The 22,704-nt window shown below is 37.2% G+C and carries 12 protein-coding genes; all 12 read right to left on the bottom strand.

Translation table 11 applies throughout. From position 1 onward, the window contains the following. Positions 1–4: 4 nt before the first annotated feature. Positions 5–2,284, bottom strand: a complete 2,280-nt coding sequence (locus CALHY_RS00355; RefSeq protein WP_041723252.1) for a glycosyl hydrolase family 65 protein — start codon at positions 2,282–2,284, stop codon at positions 5–7. Positions 2,285–2,292: 8 nt separating this feature from the next. Beyond that, positions 2,293–4,590: a glycoside hydrolase family 65 protein gene (locus CALHY_RS00350; protein ID WP_013402045.1), complete on the bottom strand. Its 2,298-nt coding sequence runs from the start codon at positions 4,588–4,590 to the stop codon at positions 2,293–2,295. Between the two features lie 56 nt (positions 4,591–4,646). After that, a complete protein-coding gene (locus CALHY_RS00345; RefSeq protein WP_013402044.1) occupies positions 4,647–5,525 on the bottom strand; it encodes a carbohydrate ABC transporter permease in 879 nt (292 codons plus the stop codon). Between the two features lie 25 nt (positions 5,526–5,550). Next, positions 5,551–6,450: a carbohydrate ABC transporter permease gene (locus CALHY_RS00340; protein ID WP_013402043.1), complete on the bottom strand. Its 900-nt coding sequence runs from the start codon at positions 6,448–6,450 to the stop codon at positions 5,551–5,553. Positions 6,451–6,570: 120 nt separating this feature from the next. Continuing rightward, positions 6,571–7,992: an ABC transporter substrate-binding protein gene (locus tag CALHY_RS00335; protein ID WP_013402042.1), complete on the bottom strand. Its 1,422-nt coding sequence runs from the start codon at positions 7,990–7,992 to the stop codon at positions 6,571–6,573. Positions 7,993–8,204: 212 nt separating this feature from the next. Further along, complete coding sequence (locus tag CALHY_RS00330; RefSeq protein ID WP_013402041.1) at positions 8,205–9,053, bottom strand: carbohydrate ABC transporter permease; 849 nt, start codon at positions 9,051–9,053, stop codon at positions 8,205–8,207. A 21-nt stretch (positions 9,054–9,074) separates the two neighbouring features. Continuing rightward, on the bottom strand, positions 9,075–9,962 hold the full coding sequence (locus CALHY_RS00325; protein WP_238524549.1) for a carbohydrate ABC transporter permease: 888 nt from the start codon (positions 9,960–9,962) through the stop codon (positions 9,075–9,077). A 90-nt stretch (positions 9,963–10,052) separates the two neighbouring features. Continuing rightward, positions 10,053–11,357: an extracellular solute-binding protein gene (locus CALHY_RS00320; RefSeq protein WP_013402039.1), complete on the bottom strand. Its 1,305-nt coding sequence runs from the start codon at positions 11,355–11,357 to the stop codon at positions 10,053–10,055. Between the two features lie 91 nt (positions 11,358–11,448). After that, on the bottom strand, positions 11,449–12,192 hold the full coding sequence (locus CALHY_RS00315) for a response regulator transcription factor (protein ID WP_013402038.1): 744 nt from the start codon (positions 12,190–12,192) through the stop codon (positions 11,449–11,451). Continuing rightward, the gene (locus tag CALHY_RS00310) at positions 12,164–13,933 is read right to left on the bottom strand and encodes a sensor histidine kinase (RefSeq protein WP_013402037.1); all 1,770 of its coding nucleotides are present in this window, start codon (positions 13,931–13,933) and stop codon (positions 12,164–12,166) included. Before CALHY_RS00310 ends, CALHY_RS00315 begins: the two co-directional genes overlap by 29 nt. Positions 13,934–14,015: 82 nt before the next feature. Beyond that, on the bottom strand, positions 14,016–17,249 hold the full coding sequence (locus CALHY_RS00305) for a hypothetical protein (RefSeq protein WP_013402036.1): 3,234 nt from the start codon (positions 17,247–17,249) through the stop codon (positions 14,016–14,018). A 106-nt stretch (positions 17,250–17,355) separates the two neighbouring features. Then, complete coding sequence (locus tag CALHY_RS00300; protein ID WP_013402035.1) at positions 17,356–22,554, bottom strand: carbohydrate binding domain-containing protein; 5,199 nt, start codon at positions 22,552–22,554, stop codon at positions 17,356–17,358. Positions 22,555–22,704 lie beyond the last annotated feature (150 nt).

Here is a 22,704-nt window from a genome sequence, read left to right as displayed (position 1 = left end):
TGCTTCATTCTCCTTTCAAATTTATTTCAAGCAACTGGCCTATTTCATGTATAAATTCACTTTTATTTGCTACAATTCTGTAACTTCTATTTTTTGAATCCTTTAACCTGGTGCTTTTTATCAGAATTTTGCTATTTGAAATCTCAAACTCAAATAGGTTTCCATGAATTATTAAATTAAATCTAAGGCTTTTCCAATGTGCGGGAAGATGTGGATCTATCTCAACTTTAGTCCCCTCTACCCTAATTCCACCAAAACCAAACACTGCTGCCATCCATGCACCACCGTTTGCGGCAGGATGTGTACCTCCAATGTACAAGTTCCCAACATACTGCTTGTAATTTCCTTCTAAGTCTATCAGTGCCGTTTTCAAAAAGTATTCATAAGCATCTTTTAGCTTACCAAGTTTCGCAGCTAAAAGCCCGTACATGCTGTAGCTGAGGGTAGAGCCATGTTCTGTGCGTCTGTTATAGTACTCCCAGTTTGCTTTTAAGATTTCTTTTTCATATTCACTTTCAAATAAATTCAAAAGCACAACTACATCAGCCTGTTTTATCACCTGAGTTTGAGTTGCCAAACCATTTCCACCGCCAAGGTACTCATAAGGATGTAGCATCTTGTCTTTTAGCTTTTCAACTTCTATGTCTTCTAACTTAAAGTAACCGTCAAACTGCTCAATGATCCCTTCTTCATTTGGCTTTTGTAGGAACATCTTTTGCTCTGCTTCTTTAATTTTTTCAATATACTGGGAAATACATGTTTTTGAGTCAATTTCTTGTAAGATATTTGGATACTTCTCTTTTAGGATGTCATATAACCATATAGCCTTTTCAAAGGTAAACTTTGCTATTCTGTTAGTGTAGGCATTGTTATTTACTCTTTCATGGTATTCATCAGGTCCTGTAACATCTAAAATTTCAAATCTGTCTTTTAATGGTTTATAATACGCATAAGAGTAATAGAACTTTGCACACTCAAATACAGCTTCTGCTGCACCTTCTAAGAAGATTGAAAAATCGCCTGTTGCATTGTAATAGGTAAAAAATCCATAAACAACATCGCCACTTATGTGTATTTGTTTGTCCCGAAAATATGTCCTTATGGATCTTTGTGTAATCACATCTGTGACGTTGAAAAGACTACATGCGTCATCACCAGTCTCTTGGCTTTCCCATGCATAAAATGCACCTTCAAAGCCGTACTCTTTTGCCTTTCTTCTTGCTCCATCCAAGGTATGTACACGATACATTACTAAATTCCGTGCAACATCTGGAAGTGTATATGAGAAAAAAGGAAGCATAAAAATTTCTGTGTCCCAGAATATTGCACCTTTGTACATCTGCCCAGAAAGTCCACGTGCAGGGATTGAAAGTTTTTCAGAATGATAAGGAGCAATACTTAGAAGATGATACATGGAAAATCGAAGAGATAACGCTGCCTTTTCATCACCATCTATACTGATATCGCATATGCTCCATCTTTCTTGCCATCTTTCTCTGTGCTTTTCAAAAAAATAGTCAAAACCCAAGTTTTTAGCCTCATTTATTCTTTTTATTGCTTCATCAAACGGTTTTTCGAACTCAAGTGAGTGGGTAACGCACATGTATTTATAGAACTTAAACTCTTTATCACTTGCCAATTTCACCTTGCTTTTCCTTACATATAAGCGTAAGTATTCCTCATTAATGAAATTATCTAAATGATCAGCTGTTTCAGCCACTACGAGGTTTTTACCTTCATTGGTTATTAGATGGGTCACATAAATTCCATCTAAATTTTGGAATGACATCTCTTTAAAATGCGGTCCGTTTATCTCCCATATATCACAATCAATTCCTGTTTCTATTCCTATTTCACAATCAAAATTTGCAGTGATAGAATATTCTAAGCACAAAAGATGGTAATCTGTGCTGCTTGCAAATCTTTTTGTTTTTATTCTTATCCACTTCTCTTTATCAACAAAAAACTTTGTGTTTCTGAAATAATACGCATCTTTCAAATCAAGACCATAAGTGTGAGCACAATCTTGGAAAGTCATTGGAGAAAGAAGGGTATTGTTATAATACACTTTTACAAAAAGTCCATTTGGCACGTTTACTAACTCTCGCCATTTATCATCATACCTGTCGTAAACACCTGCAACAGTGCACGCAACAAGCTCATTTTTTCCAAACTCTTCTAAGGTTCCTCTGTATCCCATGTATCCATTTGCAATTAGAAATCTGCTACCGTCCAATTCTATTGAAGAGGGGTTAAACCCCTCTTTTGAAATTCTCCAGCTCAAAATCAAATTTACCTCCTTTTCTGAAGCGGGATTTTAATCTCATCTTCTGTTATGGTGTAGGTTTTATCATAAACCATCAGCTCAACATCTGCACCTTTGAGCTTTTTGATAGTAACATACTGTGGGTCTACAACTATCTTTAATACCGCTCCATTATATTTGATTCTGAAAGAATAATAACTCCAGTTATCTGGAATGATTGGAGCAAGCTTTATGGGCGCTGTATCAGATCTCATACCACCAAAACCGTAGACGATGTTCAGCCATGCCGCAGCCAGCGAGGTTATATGAAGTCCTTCTTCAGTGTTTCTGTTGTAATTGTCAAGGTCCAGGCGTGTGGCATACCTGAAGTACTCATAAGCCTTGTCATAATAGCCAAGTTCACATGCCAGAATAGAATGAATTGAAGGAGACAGTGACGATTCATGAATACACCTCAAATCATAATAGTCATAATTTGCTTTTTTCTCTTCAAAAGAAAAGTCACAGCTATAAAGAAGCATGCAGAGCAAAACTGCAGGCTGTTTTATCATGTCATACCTGAATATCCTGTCATAGGCCCAATTTTTGTATATTGGAATTTGGTCTTCGGGAATTGTTGAAAGTTCAATATGAGGCAGGTTAAAATAGCCTTCATGCTGTTCAAACACCTTGCTCTGAGGGTCTTGAATTATTTTCATATTTTTTGCAATATCAGCCCATCTTTCAACTTCATTTCTTTCAAGTTTTGTTTTTCTGGTTATTTCATTATATAATTTTTCATCTTTGGCTTTTAGTAGTTTCAAGACCTCTATTGTAAACTCTAAACTCTTTTTTGCCATGTAATTTGTGTAAAAATCGTTGTTTACCATCATGTGAAACTCATCAGGTCCCATTACTCCAAAAAAGCCATACTTGCCATCTTTTTGCCCAAGTTGACACCTACTCTCCAGCATCCTACAAACTTCAATTAATATCTCTGTCCCTTTTTCAAACAAAAACTTTTCATCTTTTGTGACAATATAATAGTGATAAAGTCCATATGCAACGGCTGTACTTACCTGAAGCTGCAAATTCGCATGCTGCCACAGCGTACATGACTCTGTGCCATCAATTGTGGCGATTGGATAAAATGCTCCTTTCAAATCAAGCTCTTTAGCTCTTTGTTGTGCCTGGGGCAGGGTATAGTATCTAAACTCTAAAAGCTTTTTTGCTGCATCAATGTTTGTAAATAGGTAGAATGGAAGACAGTAAACTTCACTGTCCCAGAACGAATTGCCATTGTATACTTCACCGCTTAAACCTTTTGCACCAATCCCAGCAACAACCTGTTGCATGCCTGAGTATGCTTGCAGCATCTGGAATATGCAGAACCTTATACCCTGCTGATTTTCGCTATCTTGCCCTATTTCAATATCAACTTCTTCCCACATCCTCTCCCAGAATCTTTCGTGCTCTTGTTTCAGCTTTGAATAGCTATATTGACCAAATACGGACTGACAAAGCTTTCCATTTTTGCTCTGCAAATTTTCATTTAATCTATCAAACGAATTTATAACAACAACCTTTTCAATCTCTATGGTTTCATTTTCTTCTATATCAAAAACCATCTCTTTTGCTATGATCTTCTCTCCTTCAACAATTCCTTGCTCACATGCCTTGTTTGCCTCTATTTTAAAGTTTGCAATGCTTATTTTGTTGGTCTTTATTGTTTTACATCCAATAGAGATGTAATCATTTTCATTTGATTTAAATAAGCCCTCCCAGTAGTTTGTGTCATATATCCTGTGCTTGTGAGAAAAATCAACCCCACTGATGATTTTTACCTTACCACTTTTATTCAACGATGTGATTTCTATCTTCTGACAGCATACATTGCTTTTAGTCATGCTAATAAATCTTTCAAACTTGAGCTTAAAACTTGACCCTTTTTCGGTGTGCCAAATAAATTCTCTTGTCAAAATACCTTTTTTAAGATCAAGCACTCTTTTGTACTCCGAAAAATTAGAATGGTTCAGGTCAAGCTCCTCACCATCTGCAATAATTCTTGTGTACAGCCAGTTTGCATTGTTGACAACAAACTGGGTTCTGTTTGGCACTCCTTTGTACGAAGGTTTTTCATATATTTCTTCAAACACACCTGCAACGTAAGTGCCGATGTGAGTATCCCCTGTGTAAAACTCATCAAAGTAGCCTCTTGTACCAATGTAACCGTTACTCACAGTAAACAGAGATTCTAAAACCCTCATGTTTGATTTGTCAAAATTTTCTTCTATGATGCACCATGGATCTACTTTTACATATCTGCTACCCTTTTTATTTATCACTCTGTCAACACCTCATTCATTTTTTATTTTTGTGTCCAAATATTTCTAAATATCAATTACTTTAATCCTCCAATTACAACGCCCTGAGTGAGATATTTCTGGAAGAATATTACCAATACCACTGGTGGCAATATTGCATAAAGCACTGCTAACATCTTCATATCAGCAGACATCCATGTGTTCCCGAAAGACATTTCATATATCTTTATCATAACTGTATAACTTTCACGGTTTTTTAGAACAATATAAGGCAGGAGAAAATCCGACCATGAAGCATTTATGGAAAATATTGTCACCACCATTATTATTGGAACGCTAAGTGGCATAACAATCTTGTAAAACAGTCTCAAGTTAGGGCATCCATCAATTTTAGCAGCTTCAATGATCTCTCTTGGAATCTCATCAAAGAAATTTTTAAATAGCAGCACATAAAAAGCATTTGCACCATAGCTGAGCCACAGTGGAATGTATGAGTTGTTTAGTTTAAGCGCAACTATATTCTTAAAAATAGGTACAAGATTGATGGTTGCAGGAATCATCAAACTCCATAAAATTAGATTGAATACAAATCTATACCCTCGCGGCTTGATGATTGAGATAACATATCCTGCCAAGCCATTGAAAACTATTGCACACACCACACTTCCTGCTACTAAAATGAAGGAGTTTATATAGTACTTTGTAAAATTGAGAGTTTTCCAGGTGGTTATTATCTTTTGAGGTTCAAATGTATGTGGAATTATTGTGGGCGGCACCTGAGCAAATTCTTTTATATTCTTCAAGCTTGATAGAAATACCCACAAAGGCGGTGCTAAACACACAAATGCAATGCAACAGCTAATAAACAAAAGTATATAATAAAGTGCTTTTACACTTGGTTTTCTGAGGTCTAAAAAATTTATAATACCACTTGTTTTTGAATCTAATCTACTCAAGTTTCTGAGCCCCCTTGCAAGGTTTTTAAACATTATTATTTTCTTTTGTAGCTTTCATATATATGAAGGTGAGACACATTAGAATCAAAGTAACCAGTACACTTACAGTTGCAGACTTTCCAGCAACAAAATCAACAAAAGCATAGTTGTAGCTCAAAAGCATCAACGACAGCGATGCGTTGTTTGGTCCACCACCGGTTAAAACAAGTGGTTCGTACAATACCTGGAAGACAAATATTATCTGCATTATTAAAAGCATTCTTGCTGTGGAATATAGCTCAGGAAGTGTAATATGAACAATTCTTCTAAAAATCCCTGCCCCATCAATGCAAGCAGCCTCATACAGCTCCTGATTTATCCCCTGAAGCCTTGCAATATAAATTAGGGCTGTTGAACCTGCGGCTTTCCACGTCATGATGAATATTAAAAGAGGAATTGTAAGTTTGGGATTTTGTAGCCAGTCAGAAGGCTGAAGACCTAGCTTTATCCTAATAGCATTCAAAAGTCCACCTTCGCTCGGGTCAAACAAAAATCCCCACAGAACAAGCGCGGCAACCCCAGGAACCATATTGGGAAAGTATATGGAAAACCTAAAAAATGAATTCAAATGTACCATTTCGTTAATTATTAGAGCCACAACAATGGGTACTAAAAACCCTATTATAAGTGACCAGATTACGTAAAAGAATGTATTTATTAGAGCTTGATGAAAAACGTTGTCTTTCAAAACATCAATATAATTTTGGAGACCAACAAATCTCTCCATCCTAAATCCCTTTGTTTCATGTACAGATAATACCAAGCTATAGATCATTGGCTCCCAAATGTAGAAAGTAAAAAGAATTATGCTTGGTGCTAAAATCAACCAACCAGAAATATTTTCGGATAACCTGTTTGATAGTTTCCCACTCATTTTCTTATTCACAATCCAATCCCACCTTTTTAAAAGCTTTATACATACATTTGCTACCCTAACAAAGAATTTAATTATGGGAGGAAGTAGTTTTTCACCACTTCCTCCCCAACCTCAAGCTACTTTGTAGGTTTATTCTTTTACTTTATCTAAGAACTTAGTCTGAAATTCTCTGCCTGCTGCTTGTAATATCTTCTTGGGGTCAGCATTCTTATTTGTCAAAACTTGTTGGATACACCCATCTAATATTCTGTAAAGATCTTGAGTATAGTAAGGTTCTTCAGGTTTCAAGTGTTTGAACGCTTCATCATAGTATGGTTTGAAAAGTGCCATATTGACATTTGTATATTTCTTGTAGATAGCGTCCTCTGCCTGAACTCTTTCTTTATTTATCCAAACAGGAAGCGCTCTTGGACCAACTGGTAAGCCTTGAGCTGCTTTTTCTTTGAGGCTTATTTCAATAGCATTAAGTGTTTCTTTATTAACCTTAGGTGACATGCCTATAACCTCAAGGAGTTTAAAGCATGCATCAATCTGTGCAGGTGTGCTGTTTGATGAGAACATTATTGCTGTTCCGCCCATCAATGTGTACTGTCCTTTTGGTCCCTTTGGAATTGGGACAATTGCTATCGCATCTTTGCTCATCTTGTAATCTTGAACAGGCAGGTTAATAACGTCTGGTGCTGCCAAAACCATTCCAACCTGGTCTGTACCATAGTACTTGATCCAATCGCCCCAGCTGAGCAGTGTGTTTGGCAAAAGTACATTGTATTTCCATTTCAAATCTTTGATGAACTGCAATGCTGCAACCGCACCTGGGCTATCAAGTCCCTGTACCCATTTGTTACCCACTTTCTTTTCAAATTCTGCGCCAAATGACCATGCGATAGCTGTGAAGTGCCAGCCACCTACATTGTCCTTGCTCGGCATGAAAAAGCCTGCTTTTCCTGTCTTTTGCTTTATGATTTGTGCTGTTTTTCTAAGTTCATCCCATGTTTTTGGATATTTTGGAAGGCCATTTTTGTCAACTAAGCCAGCCTTTTTGAAAAGGTTCATGTTGAGGTAAAGCCCTAAAGCATAACCATCACGTGGAATACCATAAATTTTCCCATTATAAGTCAAAAGCTTTAAAACATCTGGATTTATTGCTTTGTCATACCCATATTTTTTCGCATATGTTGTAATATCTGCTGCATATCCAGCTGGTATTATTTTTCTTGGTTCTGTAAACCATGTATAAAATATGTTCGGCAAGTCTCCACTTTCTGCTTTTGGAAGAAATGTTTCTGGCGAATATGAATATGGATCAGGAATCAACTTAATGTTTGGATATTTCTTTTTGAAGTTTTGCTCATACTTTTGCCATGCTTTTTTGCCTGCTTCATCATTGTCAAGTGGCCAAATACCAACTCTGATGGAAACAGTCTGAGAGGCAACTGCTTTTGCCGGCTTTGAAGAAATCAAGGCAATTCCCAAAACAATTCCAGCCAAGAAAATCAATGCTGTCACAATACCCACAATTCGCCAATTCCTTAAGTAAAACAACCTGTTCATCACAAATCCCCCTTCAAATTGGTTTATTTTTATTTGACAATTTATATAATAAGTACCCCCTGCTTTCTTTTAAAGTGGGTAAAAATGCAAAAAGGTTTGTAAAATTATTGTTATTTATTGGATACAAAAAGTTTTTTATGGCAAACAAAAAAGGACTGGTCGTTGCTTTATTTGCCAGTCCCTTAATTTTGGTTTCTCCTTATTTCCACTTTTTACCCCTTCACAGCCCCGGCTATCATACCTTTTAGAAGTTTGTCTTGCAAAACAAAGTAAATTATTATGCTTGGTATTGCAGAGATTACAACTGCAGCAAACATTTTGGTAAGCTCAGCTCCATACATCCCCCTAAAATTCAAAAGTCCAACAGGCAGTGTCATAAGTTCTGGTGTCTGTATCAAAACCAGGGGTATCAAAAGGTCATTCCATGCGCCAAGGAAATTGAAGACTGCAATTGTTACAAAAGCCGGCATCGTCAACGGAAGAATTATCTTGTAAAATATCTTGTAGACAGAGCAGCCGTCAATCAAAGCTGCTTCTTCTAATTCGTGTGGGATTGTTTTGTAAAATCCAGTTAAAATAAAAATCGAAGTTGGCAGGGCAAATGCAACTGTTGGAATCAAAAGTCCTATGCGTGAGTCCAAAAGGTTTAGCTTTTTAAAGTTTATAAAAAGTGGAATCAATATTATCTGTATTGGAACCATGATGCCGGCTAAAAAGTAATTCAAAACTTTTTGGCTTGACCTCCATATCATCCTCTCAATTGCATATGCTGCCATTGAGCTTATAATAAGTGAAAAAATTACACTTACAGAAGAGATTATGAGACTGTTTATCGTAAACCTCTGAATTCCCATAGTCACCCATGCATCATAGTAATTTTTAAGTTGAAGTTTGGACAATTGCGGCAAACCGAAAGGATTTGCCAGAAAATCATTGTTGGTCTTTACCGAGTTGTACACAAGCCATATTAATGGAAATAATGTCAATATTGAATAAAAGGTCAAAAATGCGAATATTATTGCTTTTGCCACAGGAGAAAGTTTAATGTATTTTGCAAACATTTTCATACCACCTCACAAAACTTAGTACACCTCTTCTCTTTTAGCAGCAAACCTATTTATAAGAACAGTAACTAAAATACTTACAACAAACAAAAAGGTTGACGCTGCACTGCCAAGACCATACTGAAGTTTGTTAAATGCTGTTCTGTAGATATATGTAGCGATTGTCTCAGAAGCAAAATCTGGACCGCCTTCAGTCATTATCCATGCCATGTCAAAGTACTTCAGTGAACCTGTGATAATCAAAACTATTGAAACTCTCAAGACAGGACGAATTTGAGGAATTATTATTTTAGTGACCATTTTCAGCCCTTGCGCACCATCAACAATAGCTGCTTCAATGATATCCTGTGATATTCCTGAAATAGCTGCGATATACAAAATCATATGATATCCTACCCACTGCCAGCATGTTGTGATGGACAGTGCAAGGATAACATATTTTTGCGAAAGCCACTCTTGCTGCAAAGAATCAAGGCCAATGCTCTTTAAAATTGAATTTATAAGCCCAAAGTCATAGTTATACACAAAAAACCACAATATTCCTATTACAGCACTTGATAAGATATTAGGTATAAAAAAAGCATTCTGAAAGTATTTCCTTCCTTTTATTATGTTAACTATGCACAGAGCCAGGAAAAGCCCTAAGGTGACCTGAAAAATTAATGAAAGTACTGTTATTTCAATTGTGTGCCAAATTGAGGATAAAAATATTCCATCAGAAAACAGCTCTTTATAATTTTCAAAGCCCACATAAGTCATTGTAGATAGCATATCCCATTTAAAAAGGCTCATATAAAATGAATGCAAAATAGGAAGAGGAATAACCAGTGTAAAAAGTATTAGCGCTGGTGCAATGAATATAGCAATAGCAAGTTTATTTCCAAATGCTCTTTCCAATTTTTTCACCTCTCTATTCTTCTATTTAGGCTTTTTGTCTTATCTTGCTATATTTAGATTGAGCCGAAGAGCACATACTACCCTTCGGCTCAAAAGTTTTTATTTTTTCATTTCTTTTTTAGCAATCTCTGCAAGCTTTTTGAATGCTTCAACAGGGTCTTTTCCAAGATAAATGGACTGTATTGTGTTGTTAAATCCATCGCCAATTATCGGTCCAAACATAACATCATAGTATGTGAATGAATCTTTTGTGTTCTGGTCCTTTAATAAATTCAAAACCTCAAGATACAGACCTGTAACTTTCTTTGGGTCGGGATTTACTTTTACTGTCGGGAAATACCCTGCTTTTTCGGCCAACAGGTCCTTTGCATATCTCTGTTCAGATAAAAGTTTTAGCCATGCAGCAGCAGCCTGTTTGTTCTTGCAGTTTGAACTTACTGCAATGACCTGTTCAATTCCTGCGAGGAAGTTGTTTATATTGCCTTTTCCACCTTCTATTGCTGGCCATTTGAATGCACCTACATATTTCTTGACTGGTGATTGAGTTGACAGATACCCAACATCCCATATTCCCATGACATACATCGCAGCTTTTCCTTGGTCAAATAGATTTCTTGCTGCAACATAATCTAAGCTTGTTGCACCTTTTGGGAAAGCACCAAGTTTGACAAGCTCCTGTATCTTCTTGCCTGTCTCAATAAACGCTTTGTCTGTCCATGCGTTTGGATCTTTTTGAACTTTTCTGTAAGCGTCCGGGTCTATTCTGTTTGCAATATACTCTGCATACATTGCCAAGATCCACGGGTCTCTTGCATCAAGTGCGAATGGGATTACATTGTTCTTTGTCAAAACCTTTATAACATTTACAAGCTCTGACCATGTCTTTGGAGGTGTGAGTTTGTATTTTGCGAAGATTTGTTTGTTGTAGTATATAACTGTTGCAACTCTTATCTGAGGAATACCATAGATTTTGCCGCCAAAAGTTGTCAGGTCAAAAACGCCATTGACATACCTGTTTTTCCATTGTGGGTCTTTGTTCATGATGTCGCTAATTGGGAAAAGCCTTTTTGCATCTACATATGGTTTCATCTTACCAGCTGCCCACATGTTGAGAATATCTGGTGGATTGTTTGCTGCCATTGCTGTTTGAAGTTTTGTTTTGTACTGCTCACCTGGAGTGTAAACAGCCTTGATTTTCACACCGTACTTGTTAGTAGAGTTAAACTCTTTGATAGCCTGCTCATACACCTGTTTTATGGTGTCAGAGTCAGAAACCCAGCTCCAGAATGTAAGCTCATTTGTTGCACCTTGTACCTTTTTTTCACCCATTTGACCGACTAAAACAACTGAAATTGAAAAGACCACTAAAATAGCTAAAGCCACAACTTTTAACCACTTTTTCATTTAAAATTTACCTCCCTTTATTTTTGTTTTTCACTTTTAATTTTAGTGTGAAATGCCCAATAGCCTATATAGACAAACACAACTTTTTTGTTTAAATTTTTAACCTCGCTTTATTTTCCAAAACTTGCTTCTTCCACTCAATAGGTGTCATACCATATACTTTTTTGAATACTTGGCTGAAATACTGGGCATCTGAAAATCCAACTGCCTCAGCAATTTCGTAATGCTTTAAGCTGGAAGTTTTCAAAAGCTTTTCTGCTTTTTTGAGCCTCACTTCAGTGAGTATCTCTTTAAAAGTTTTTCCAGTTTTGTTTTTCAAAAGCCTGCTAAGATACACAGGGTGAAGATGGACATACTCCGCTACATCATTCAGGCTTATTTGTTTTGAACAATTTGCAAAAATAAAATCAAAGACCATATCAATTATGTTTTTGTTCTCACAGGAATCTAAACGTTGCTGCCTACTTTGTTCAGCTGCTACTTTTTCAACCGCTTTTTTTACAGTTTCTAAAACCTCTTCCTTGGTAAATGGTTTTAAGATATAATCCACAACACCAAGTTTAATTGCTCTGTGGGCATACTCAAATTCTTTATAACCACTCAATGGATGTTTTAGTCTACTGTGTACAAACTCTGCTAAATCAAGTCCATCCATAATTGGCATCCTGATATCCGTCAGAATTATATCCACGTTTTCTGTTATCAGGACATTTAAAGCCTCTTCGCTACGAGCAATACCGATGACTTTATTAATCCCAATGCTCTCCCAGTCTATAGTTTTTACAAGCCTTTCAAGCAAGATTTCTTCATCTTCCACTATCAAAAGAGTGCACATTTTCCTTCTCCTCCTTCTTCACAACTTTATCCCAAGGAAGCTGTATAATAATCTTTGTCCAAACCCCCACTTTACTTTTAATTTCAAAATCAAAGTCTTCCTTATATAGAAGTTTTAGTCTCTTTATGATATTTGGAATTCCAATACCATCGTTCGAGGCATTTTTTATCTTTTCAATCTTTGCAAGTTCTATTCCACAGCCATTGTCAACCACCTCAAGCTTGAGCCTGTTTTCTATTTTCTTTGCTCTTATCAAAATTTTTGCATCCCCATTTTTGTTTTTAAATCCATGGACAACTGAATTTTCTACAAGCGGTAAAAGTAAATGCCGAGGAACTTCTGCCTTCAAAACTTCTTCCTGGCTATATACTATCCTGTAGCTGAGCTTTCCAGAAAATCTTATTTTCATAATGGTAAGATAGTGGTCTATCTGCTTGATTTCATCTGCCAAAGAAATTGTTGAGTTATTTATTGCCATATTTGATCTCAAGAACTTTGCAAGTGACACAGCAACCACTGAAACGTCTTTGCATCTTCCAAGCTCAGCTAAGGCATTTATGGTATCTAATGTGTTGTACAGAAAGTGTGGATTTAGCTGCATGTACAAAAGGTTTATCTCTGCATTTTTCCTTGCTATCTCTTCTTCGTACACCCTTATGACAAGCTCATCTATTCTCTTTAGCATTTGATAAAATGAGTTTAGCAAATCTCCTATTTCATCCTTGCGGGCAATTTTGATGTTATTTTTAAGCTTTGACTGTTCTAAATTTCTCATCTGGTAAATGAGCCTTGTTATAGGAGCTGTAATATTTTCGGAAATAAAAATTAAAAACAAAATTGCAAAAATGGCAAGAAAAGAAAAACTCAATATCAAAAGCCGTTTTGTGTACGAAAAGTTATTCAGAAGAGAACTTTCTGAAACTATGTAAATTATTTTCCAATTAAGATCTGGTATAGTTTCTTCAAAAAAAATGGTCTTTGGAACAAGCTTAGTCTCATCTTTTAAAATCAATTTTTCAATGATACTTTCAAATTTGTCTGTTGTTTTGAATATGACCTTATTAGAACTTCTATCGGCAACATAAAATCCACCCTCTGTCAGATGATACTTTTCTATTACATCTTTCAAAAAGTCCAAGCTGAAACTTACAATCATCTCAGCAACCGGCTGGATTTTATCTCTTGAGAAAAGCTCACAGCCAACTACATACACATCTCGACTCTTGTCATAACCACTATTTACATACTTTCCTTCTTGCTTTACTATTTCATTGAAAAAACCTTCTTTGATTTGCTTATCACTTTCATACGGCACATCACCCTGGAGTTTTGAGAAGAAATATACTTCTTTGCTCTTGTTTATAATTTGAACTGACTGAATAATTTCTTTTGTCGAAATAAACTGGCTCATCTTTGTCAGGATGTTGGTGTACAGAAAAGAATCCTGGTGATTAGTGTATCTTGCAAAAGTCTTTCCAATGTCTGATATGAGGTTATCGTCCATGATAAAGTCGTATTTTATGCTGTTTAGCTCATCAAGGAAATTTTGAACCTCTTCAGTAGCATTTTCAAAGAGGACCTGGTTGTAAAGGGTAAATTTTTCCAATGTGGAGTTTTTCAGAGAAGTATAAGATAGAAGAAATATCAAAGACATGGGAAGAAGCATTAAAATCACAAAAGCTATTAAAAGCTTGTTTTTAAGCTTTATGTCGTTCCACTTTTCTAAAAGCTTTTTAATCATTTTACTTTCTCTCCTGATATAAAATGTCAAAAAGACTACACTACCGCTGAAAAAATAGACGGCAGTGTAGCCTTCTTTGAAGCTATAAAAGAACTTCTATTTTCTTGCACATTCCTTTTCTGACTTCATAAGAATATGGCTCTGGCACTTTTTCACCCTCAATTTCAACCACTTTATCGTCAAAATGCAGAATATACTTTAAAACCTTTGCATCTTGGGCATAAGTGTTAGTCTTTTGCGGATTGTGATAAACAACCAGTGTTCTGCCAAAAAGAACTGCTGCCAACTGGTTTTTACCTATAACTATGGTTTGTTTATTCCCATTTACCACAATCTCAACTTCTCTTTCTTCTTCCGTAAACATCCAGCCCGGCAGTTTTGGAGACAGTTTAAAAATTAGCTCTCCATTTTTGTATTCAAATGTTTTTTCACCAAATAGCATAATTAGCTCCATATTTAAAAACTCTGTTGTTGTGCCAGAAAGCCTTGCAACAAAACCTGTCCCGTGAACGCTTTTGTCAGGGTTGCTTGAACTTGCAATAAACGAGGAATTTTCAAATATTGATCTTCCATAAACCGCTGGGTCCATATACGGTGGCAAAACCATTTTGAAATCCTCAAAAAACTCTGTGTAAAGTCCACCTTTTAAAAGCTCCAGTAAGTATTTATACTCCATGTGCATAAATATGGATTCATTTTCAAGCCAGCCAGGGGTGAATGCTTTTATCCTGCCAAGCTGATTTGTCTCATTTGCAAGGCTTTCGTTTGTTTTGTACATTTTTAGTTTTCTATCAAAGAGGCTACTTTCTCTTACGCTTTGGTAAATTTTTCTTTTCAGTTCTTTATCATCTATCACCTTCATTGCCCTTACCTGCGACTCTAAGAAAAATGCAACCTTCTTTTGTGAAAACTTTTTAATCTTAATCTCCTGCTTTTGAGCATCATACTCATATTCAACAGGCTGGTTTATAAAGTAAGTGTAAAATAACCCTTTTTCTGCATCAAAAGCTTTCTCTTTTGCCTTTGAAAGTTTTTCATTGCACAGCTCTAAAAACTCCAACATCTCTTCCCTGCTTATGCAAGCCATATTGCCACTTACGCCAAATCTTGTTTTTTCTCTGTACTCTTCTTTTATGTTATTACTTTCATCCCAGTAGAAAAGAGTATCTTCTCTATCTTGCATCTGAGATAGAAGTTTTTTTAGCTTTACAAAAAAGCTGTAGAGCTCTTCAAAAACTTCAATTTCCTTGACATCTTCAAGATAAACCTCAAAATACTTTTTCAGCATTCTCACAAGCCGCAAAAGTTCAGATGTCTCGCACACAGACGAACCAAAAATTCCTGGAAGCCCGTTTAGTGCATCGTTCCAGCCAGGCTTTGATGCCTCCATCTCCACCCCAACACCAAATGGGTCCAAGGTTGCCATTCTATTTAGAAGTATCACCAAAAGCTTTTCAATAAGGTTGCCTGTGTAAATATCGCCAAGGCCACTGTAGGTTCTTACATATCTTTTCTTGTCAGCACGGGAATTTATAAGCTCCTGTTTTTCCTTGTCAAGTGCATATGCACCGTGCTGTTTTATTTGCCCATCTATAATCTTTATTCTTTCTCTTCTTGGTTTTACATAATGTTCATTGTCATAGTAATAATACTTCCTTTGCAAAAGCAGCTGCCTCATTTTATCAGGATATATGCTTTCAAAGTTTTCGATTAAATCAAAGTTGTAAGTAAAATGGTCTATCCAATAACCTTCACCAGGGTCTGCTTCAATTACCTTCTCCGAATTTACAAGACAGCAATTTACAAAGTCTTCCTTTGAGATATTGATTTCTATATTTTGTTTCTCTAAAAACTTTATAAGCTCATATGGCAAAAAGTCCTTTTTGAAAAATTTTTTTAGCTCTTCTTTCCCGCTTTTCACATATTTATCCAGAGGATCAAGGCTATTTAGCCTGTACTTTATACCTTTTACAACCAGAGGATTATAGCTGTCAAGCTGAATGAGACTCATGAAGTACCATACATTAAAATCAAAAACGTCTGGATTAAAAAAGATATCATTTCGCCTGTTCTGGTTGATATCTCTGAAGTTGCCATTCCCCTGTGAATAATATGTGTCTTGAATTTCAAAAAAGTTATAATCTCTCTCAAGGTCTCCATGTTTTCGTGAGAACAGATATATGACATCCTTTTTGTCATCAAGCTCAATTGTGAAAGGCACACCGCCGCGCAAGATATTGTCAAGATAGCACATTTTGGCATACTCATCTAATTTTTTGTCTGAGGTCACAATTGTATTGTTTGCCAGAATAGCATCGATTACACCTTTGTTTTCTTCAAACGCTCTGTCAAAAAACTCAGCTGAGTCAATACTGTCAACAAAGTGGTTTACTTCATCAACACTTTTGGCATGTCCTATGATACTGCAGAGTTTCAAAGCCTCGTGCGGCTTTAAAGTCCTCTTTGCATATGCAAAAGCACAGCATGTCTTGTTTGCAAAAACTTGATTTGATATGCCAAGCCTATCTGAAAAGATAAACTCATAAGGCTTTACTATTTCTGAGCTTATTCCAAAAACAATTTCGGGGTCAATTACTACATCGCATCTTTCAAAGCTGCCGTGCGTATTGTCAAAGCTTACAAAGAAATTGCCCTCTTTTATCTCAACAACTTCTGTTGTGTCCTCAGCAGATGAATGAAATCTAAAGTACGGAGCTTTTTTGTCTAAATTCTCTACAAAGTTCCATGCTTCACTTGTTCTGCTCATATTCTTTAGCGCAAAGTCGTTCTTTCCATATGGGACAATCAATGCAAGTCCGTCTAAAGCTTCAATATCTATAGGCTTTTCTGATACATTTATTATCTTCAGCTCTCTCACAAGCCCAGCCACATTCTTGTTTGGAAGTGTGTAATACCTCACTTCTGTCTTGATACCAATATTTGGATTTTCTTCGCAAATCTCAAGATGGTCAGCAAAAATGGACATCTTGCTTTTTGCAAAATTGAGTAAATTCTCTGTTTGAAAAGGCTCATAAAAGAGGTTTTTGTTCAGTTTCAAAAAAGTCCTAAACCCATGTGTTGATGCAAGCCTGTAAGCCCTGTCTGCCGGCAAAAATTCTAAAATGCTACCGTCTTTGTTCTTTGTCCCAAACGATACTATGCACTGTCCCCTGTTTACATAAAAGCACCAAAGAGGAATTCCAAATATACCGGCAATCCCGGGCAAAAAACTTGAAAATGGTTTTGAAAGCTGATAATTCTCTATGCAAAATGAGTTTGTTTTCTCATCATAATAGTACTTTGGATTTGCCTGCAATTTCTTTGCCCCCTTCTTTTTTTAATTTAAAATACAGGGTTGCAAGACCATACCTTGCCCTGCAACCCTCTGGCAAAATAACAGTTTCACATTGGTTTTAATTCTTTTACTGGTCACTCACAACAGTCAATGTCACATCATCAAGATATATGTCAAGTGGAAGAGGAGGGTACTGACCGTTTATAGGTCCAAACTCAAACACAACCTTTGTTACATCTGTTGGCTGTGTAACTTTAAATCTGAGAGTATACTCTTGATCTTGGGTTCCGATATCAAATACAGTTGTTGGTGCATAAGCTATGAACCACGGGTCAGTTGACAGCTCTTTTCCAATGTTTACCTGAATTTTAGTAGCCTGTGATGCACTCATTTTGAATTTAAGCTCATAGGTAAGTCCGTTTTCAAGTGTGAGGTTCTTTCTTGCAACCTGAGCACTGTACGGCTGCCATCCTACAGAATTCAGATGAACCTTCAATTTACCATTTTCCGCTGTCACCTGCATATCCGATACACCTGACCACTGGTCGCCGCTCCAGTATACCCACTCACCTACACCTGTGTCAAATGTGCCATCTGGAATGATCTGGTCTCCAACCTTCTGTGTATGCTGCACGGGTGGAGCAGTTTCCTGCGGGATTGAATCTACAACTTCGATCTGGATATCATCAAAGTAGATGTCAAACGGCACCTGCGAATACCCTGCTACATTTCCAATTTCTATCGCAAGTTTTGCCCCAAGGTCTGTAGGATTGTTCATGGCAAAGTAGATTTCATACTGTGCCATCTCACTTGTAATATCTATTGTCTTTTTGGGCATGTATTCTATGAACCATGGGTCAGATGTCAGCGGTTTTCCTATTGCAACATTTATCTTGCGCGGATAAGTTGCCCTTGCCTTGAACGAAATCTTATAGTTCTTGCCATTTACAAGAGATATTCCTTCCCTGTAAAGCTGCGGGTCCCATGGGTCTGAGCCAATTGAGCTGATGCTAAGTTTTAGCTCTCCATTTTCAATGGACATCGAAACATTGTTACCCGCACTTGACCACCAGTGCCAGTTGTTTATCGTATCTGGTGTGTCAAAGCTTCCATCAGGTAAAAGCTTATCCCCAACAAACTGCTGTGGTTCTGATGGAACTTCACCCGTCAAGATTTCTGCTACTTCTCTTTCAAAATATCCGCAGTTTTCTGAAACTTCGGCTATTGCAACGTTGTCAATTGTGACTGTATGAGCTTGAGTTTGCGGATTTGCGCCACCAGGTGACATTGTTCCAAGTCCAATTACAAGCCTTATATCGCTTCTTGTTGCATCCATTACAAAGTCAAATGTATAGTTCTTCATCTTATCTGTAAGTGGCACGTATTTTTCAAGATGACCATAGTAAGTAGAGTCGTCTATTTTTATAAACATATCTCTTGCAGATGTTGACTTTGCGTCAAACGAAATTCTGTATGTTTTGCCACTCTCCAGAGTCATTGGCCCTTGAATTACTTGAATACTCCAGAAGGCAAGACCTATGTTTGTAATTGAAACTTTCAGCTGTCCTCTTGATACTTCAGCAGCGCCAGATCCACCATTGCCAATCCAGTACGTCCAGCTGTCAAGGTCTTTTGAAAAGTCTCCGTTTTTGATAAAGTTCGGTGAAAATTCGATGTAATCCAAATCAACATTGTCTGCCAAAAGCTGCATATTATTTTCACCTGAATCAAGATAAACTGTATCTGATACAACTGCCCAGTTTCCTGATGTTGGAGCAACTTCTGCATCGTAAACTGTGCTTCCTACTATAAGCTTGAGGCTTGACCCTTGCCCAGCTTTCAATTTGTAGGATACAAGGTACTCTCCACTCTTTGGAATATTGACGCTAAAGCTTGCTACTCCACCTTGAGAAAACGCTACATACTGTCCATTATTTGTTGCGTTTGTAAGTGAACCAAAGTCTTCAGCTTGAACAACTATAAAGCTTGATGGAAGAACCTTTTTGAGTGAGACATTGTCTATTGCAACGTCTGAATTGCTTGATCCAATTTCGAACACAAGTTTAGCTCTTGTGTCGCTTGGCAAATTATCAATTGATTTTAAGTTAAATTTGTATGCATTCCAGTCAAGCGAAAGTGAAACTACTTTTACCTCTGTAATTGGATTGAAGTTCTGGTCAGATATATAAACCTTTATTTGTCTTGGACTTTCAAAAGCTTTTGCTGAGAATGCAAGCAAGAGATTCTCACCAGCGCCAACTTTTATGTTAGACTGAACAAGTTTGATATCCGAAAAGTTTTGTCCACCGTTTGCTATAACAGCCTTGAAATACCTCTCTTCTGGCTTTGAACCAATGGTATACGTTGCATCTGCTGCAGTTTCCTTTACAAATTCCCATGCTGTAAACCTGCCATCGCCCTGGTCAAACGTGCCGTTGTAAATGAGGTTGCCGTTTGGCAGAGGTTCTTTGATTGCGCTTGGGTCATTTACATCGTACTCAACAAGTTTCACATCATCTATATAAACAGGAAGGTTATTTAGTCCAACATTAAATTCAATCCTTGCTTTTGCGTATGTGCTGCTTTGCATTGTGAAGATGTAAGAATAATCCTGCCAGTCAGAAGATAAATTGAAGGTCTTTACAGCATAGTCAATCCAGGTAGAGCCGTTATCTCCACCGCCACTTGAAAACTTGACCTCAATTGTCCTTGAACCTTCGCTCTTTGCTCTAAATGTCAATTTGTATGTCTTGCCTTTTATCAAACAAATTGGCCTTTGAATTAGCTGGACAGAATATGTTTGTGAACCTGGCTTTGTTATATTTATCTTCACAGATCCACCAATATTTTCAATTGTGCCGTCTCCGCCAAAGTCAGGCAGGTGCAAAAACTGCCAGTAATCTGTGTTAGCAACACCTTCTATGCCATCAACATCTGGGCTGTCGATGTCAAAGCTACCGTTATAAATAAGGTTCCCATCGCTAAGCGGTGGTCTTGCATCCTGAGGATAGGTTATGCTTTCCTGTGGCTTTGCTACATTGTCAGAGTAGGTAACTCCTGCTGGTTTGTATACTCTTACCCAGTCAACAACCATTTTCTGCGGGAAGTAATTTGCATCCTGTGGCGGGTACCCTGGCCAGTTACCACCAACTGCAACGTTTAGTATGAGGTAGAATTCTCTGTCAAACGGTGCAGGATAGGTATAATCAAAAGCCTCGTTTGAAGACCTTGAAAACCAGTCGCTTGTTTCATAGTAAAGCTGCCCATCTACATACCATTTGATTTTCCCTGGTTCCCACTCAAGACCAAATATATGAAAGTCGTCAGAAAACTTTTGACCGTTCGGCAAGGTGTAATTGCCGCCATGGTATGTGTGAGGATTACCATAATGAATTGTTCCATAAACCTTGTTTGGCTCATGACCTAAAAGTTCCATTATATCAATTTCACCGCAAACAGGCCACCCACCATATATATTCATATCCTCCGGCATCATCCAGATAGCCGGCCACACACCCTGGCCTTCTGGAAGTTTTGCTCTGACCTCAACTTTGCCATATGTGAATGAGAATTTGCCCTGGGTTGTCAGTTTTGCAGATGTATATGGGCTTCCCTCAAAGTTTTCTTTTCTTGCTTCAATTATTAGATTTTCGTTTTCCACTCTTGCGTTTTCTGGTCTTGAAGAGTAATACTGCAGCTCATTGTTACCATATCCGCCAGCACCAATTGTAAAGTTCCACTTTGTCGTGTCAATTGAGTTTCCATTAAAATCATCTTCCCAGACAAGCTGCCATGTCGGCTGTGTTTGATTGCCACCCTGCTGGTTCTGGTTATTGTTTCCTGTCTGGTTTGTCCCTCCACCTGTTGAACCTTGACTGCTGCTGCCTGTAGTGGAAGAAGTGCTGCCTGAAGATTGAGCTAACAATGTGCTCTGTAAAGCCGTTGAGGATGAAGGTTGTTTGCTTTCTACAGTACTTATGTCAACCTTTTCGCCTTTGGACAAAGTCTTTCCGTTTAACACAACACTTTCTGAATACACAGATGCTTCGTTTATCTTGCCATTTGAACTAATCTTCACATCCTTTGCAAGTGCCTTGACAACAAGTTTTTCTATACCTGACTCTTTATCGATATTTAAGCTCCCATTGCTATTTAACTCAACACTGTCAATCTTCGAGCTGACCATTGAAAGTGCAAAGTTCTGAGCAAGGTCGGTTGCAACCAGTTTTTTTACTTTAGAATTTTTGATATTTACCTTGCTGTTTGGAGAATAAACATAAAGTGCTTCACAGTTTGCTTTAATTTCAACATCTGCAGGTTGATTTCCACTCTGTTTTAATGTAATAAACTTGATTGAACTTTCATCAGACACCTGTGTAACCTTTGCTGATGACAACACAATTATGTTCTCAGCTTGGCTGTTTTTATAAAGTTCAATATTTGTCTTTGAAAGCTTACTATCAACAACTACTTCTTTAACTTTTGTGTTCACAAGCTTGACAGAGTTTTCGCCACCGCCAAATACAAACAATTTTCCACCATCAACAGTCACGTTGTCCAAAGTCACAGAGCCATCTTTTACACTCTGATTTATATATATATTGCCCTTTATTGAAACATCTTTTATCTCCACATCGCTACTATTTACTATTATGAATCCTTCATTTTTCGACAAACTATATTCCCCCGGTTTTGTAACTATTAATGCTCCTATGCCACTCAAAAGCTTGACAATCTCAGCCCTGGTTATCCCCTTTTCTGGCTTTAATGTCCCATCTGGATAGCCTTTAACAAATCCAAAACTGATAAGTGCTGCCACACCCGATAGATACCTTGGTTCAATCTTTTGAGCATCTGAAAAGCTGTTTAAAATATCGGCTTTCTGGTTATCAAGATTCAAAGCAGCTGCCACAGCAGCAAAAACTTCCTGTCTTGTTACAAACCTGCTTGGATCAAGCTTCCCTTCTTTCACAAACAATGTCAAGTAACCAGCAGCCTGAGCTTTTTTAAGTTCTCTGTAATACCATGTAAGAGGGTTAATTCTTAGGCTCACATCAAGCGGAGCTTCCTGCACAAATCCCATGTAACTGTTCAAGATTTTACAAAATTCTGCAACAGAGATATTCTTAGCTGGTTTAAAAGTTCCGTCAGGATACCCGTTTATCAGGTCAAGCTGATAAAATCTTGTTATATCATCCTTTGCAAAATTAGTGGAAATGTCCTTGAAGATTTGACCTGAGCTGGCTTTTGCTATTCCTCCCGGGAAAATGCTCATAATTAAAAATGCAAACAACAAAATATTAGCAACAAACTTTTTTGCTCGCATCCGCCTTCGTACCTCTCAAAAATTTGATATTCTCATACCTTAGATTTATCAAAATCATACAAACAAAAAAAGGCATCATTTTTTAGTTATAGTTACTATTTTTAAGTCTTTTTTTAAAATCGGATGCGTGCATATGTTATTATCATTGTT

This window comes from Caldicellulosiruptor hydrothermalis 108, assembly GCF_000166355.1.
In the GTDB taxonomy this organism is placed as follows: domain Bacteria; phylum Bacillota; class Thermoanaerobacteria; order Caldicellulosiruptorales; family Caldicellulosiruptoraceae; genus Caldicellulosiruptor; species Caldicellulosiruptor hydrothermalis.
Note: the sequence above shows the minus strand (reverse complement) of the source record. Positions and strands in the feature narration are given on the sequence as shown.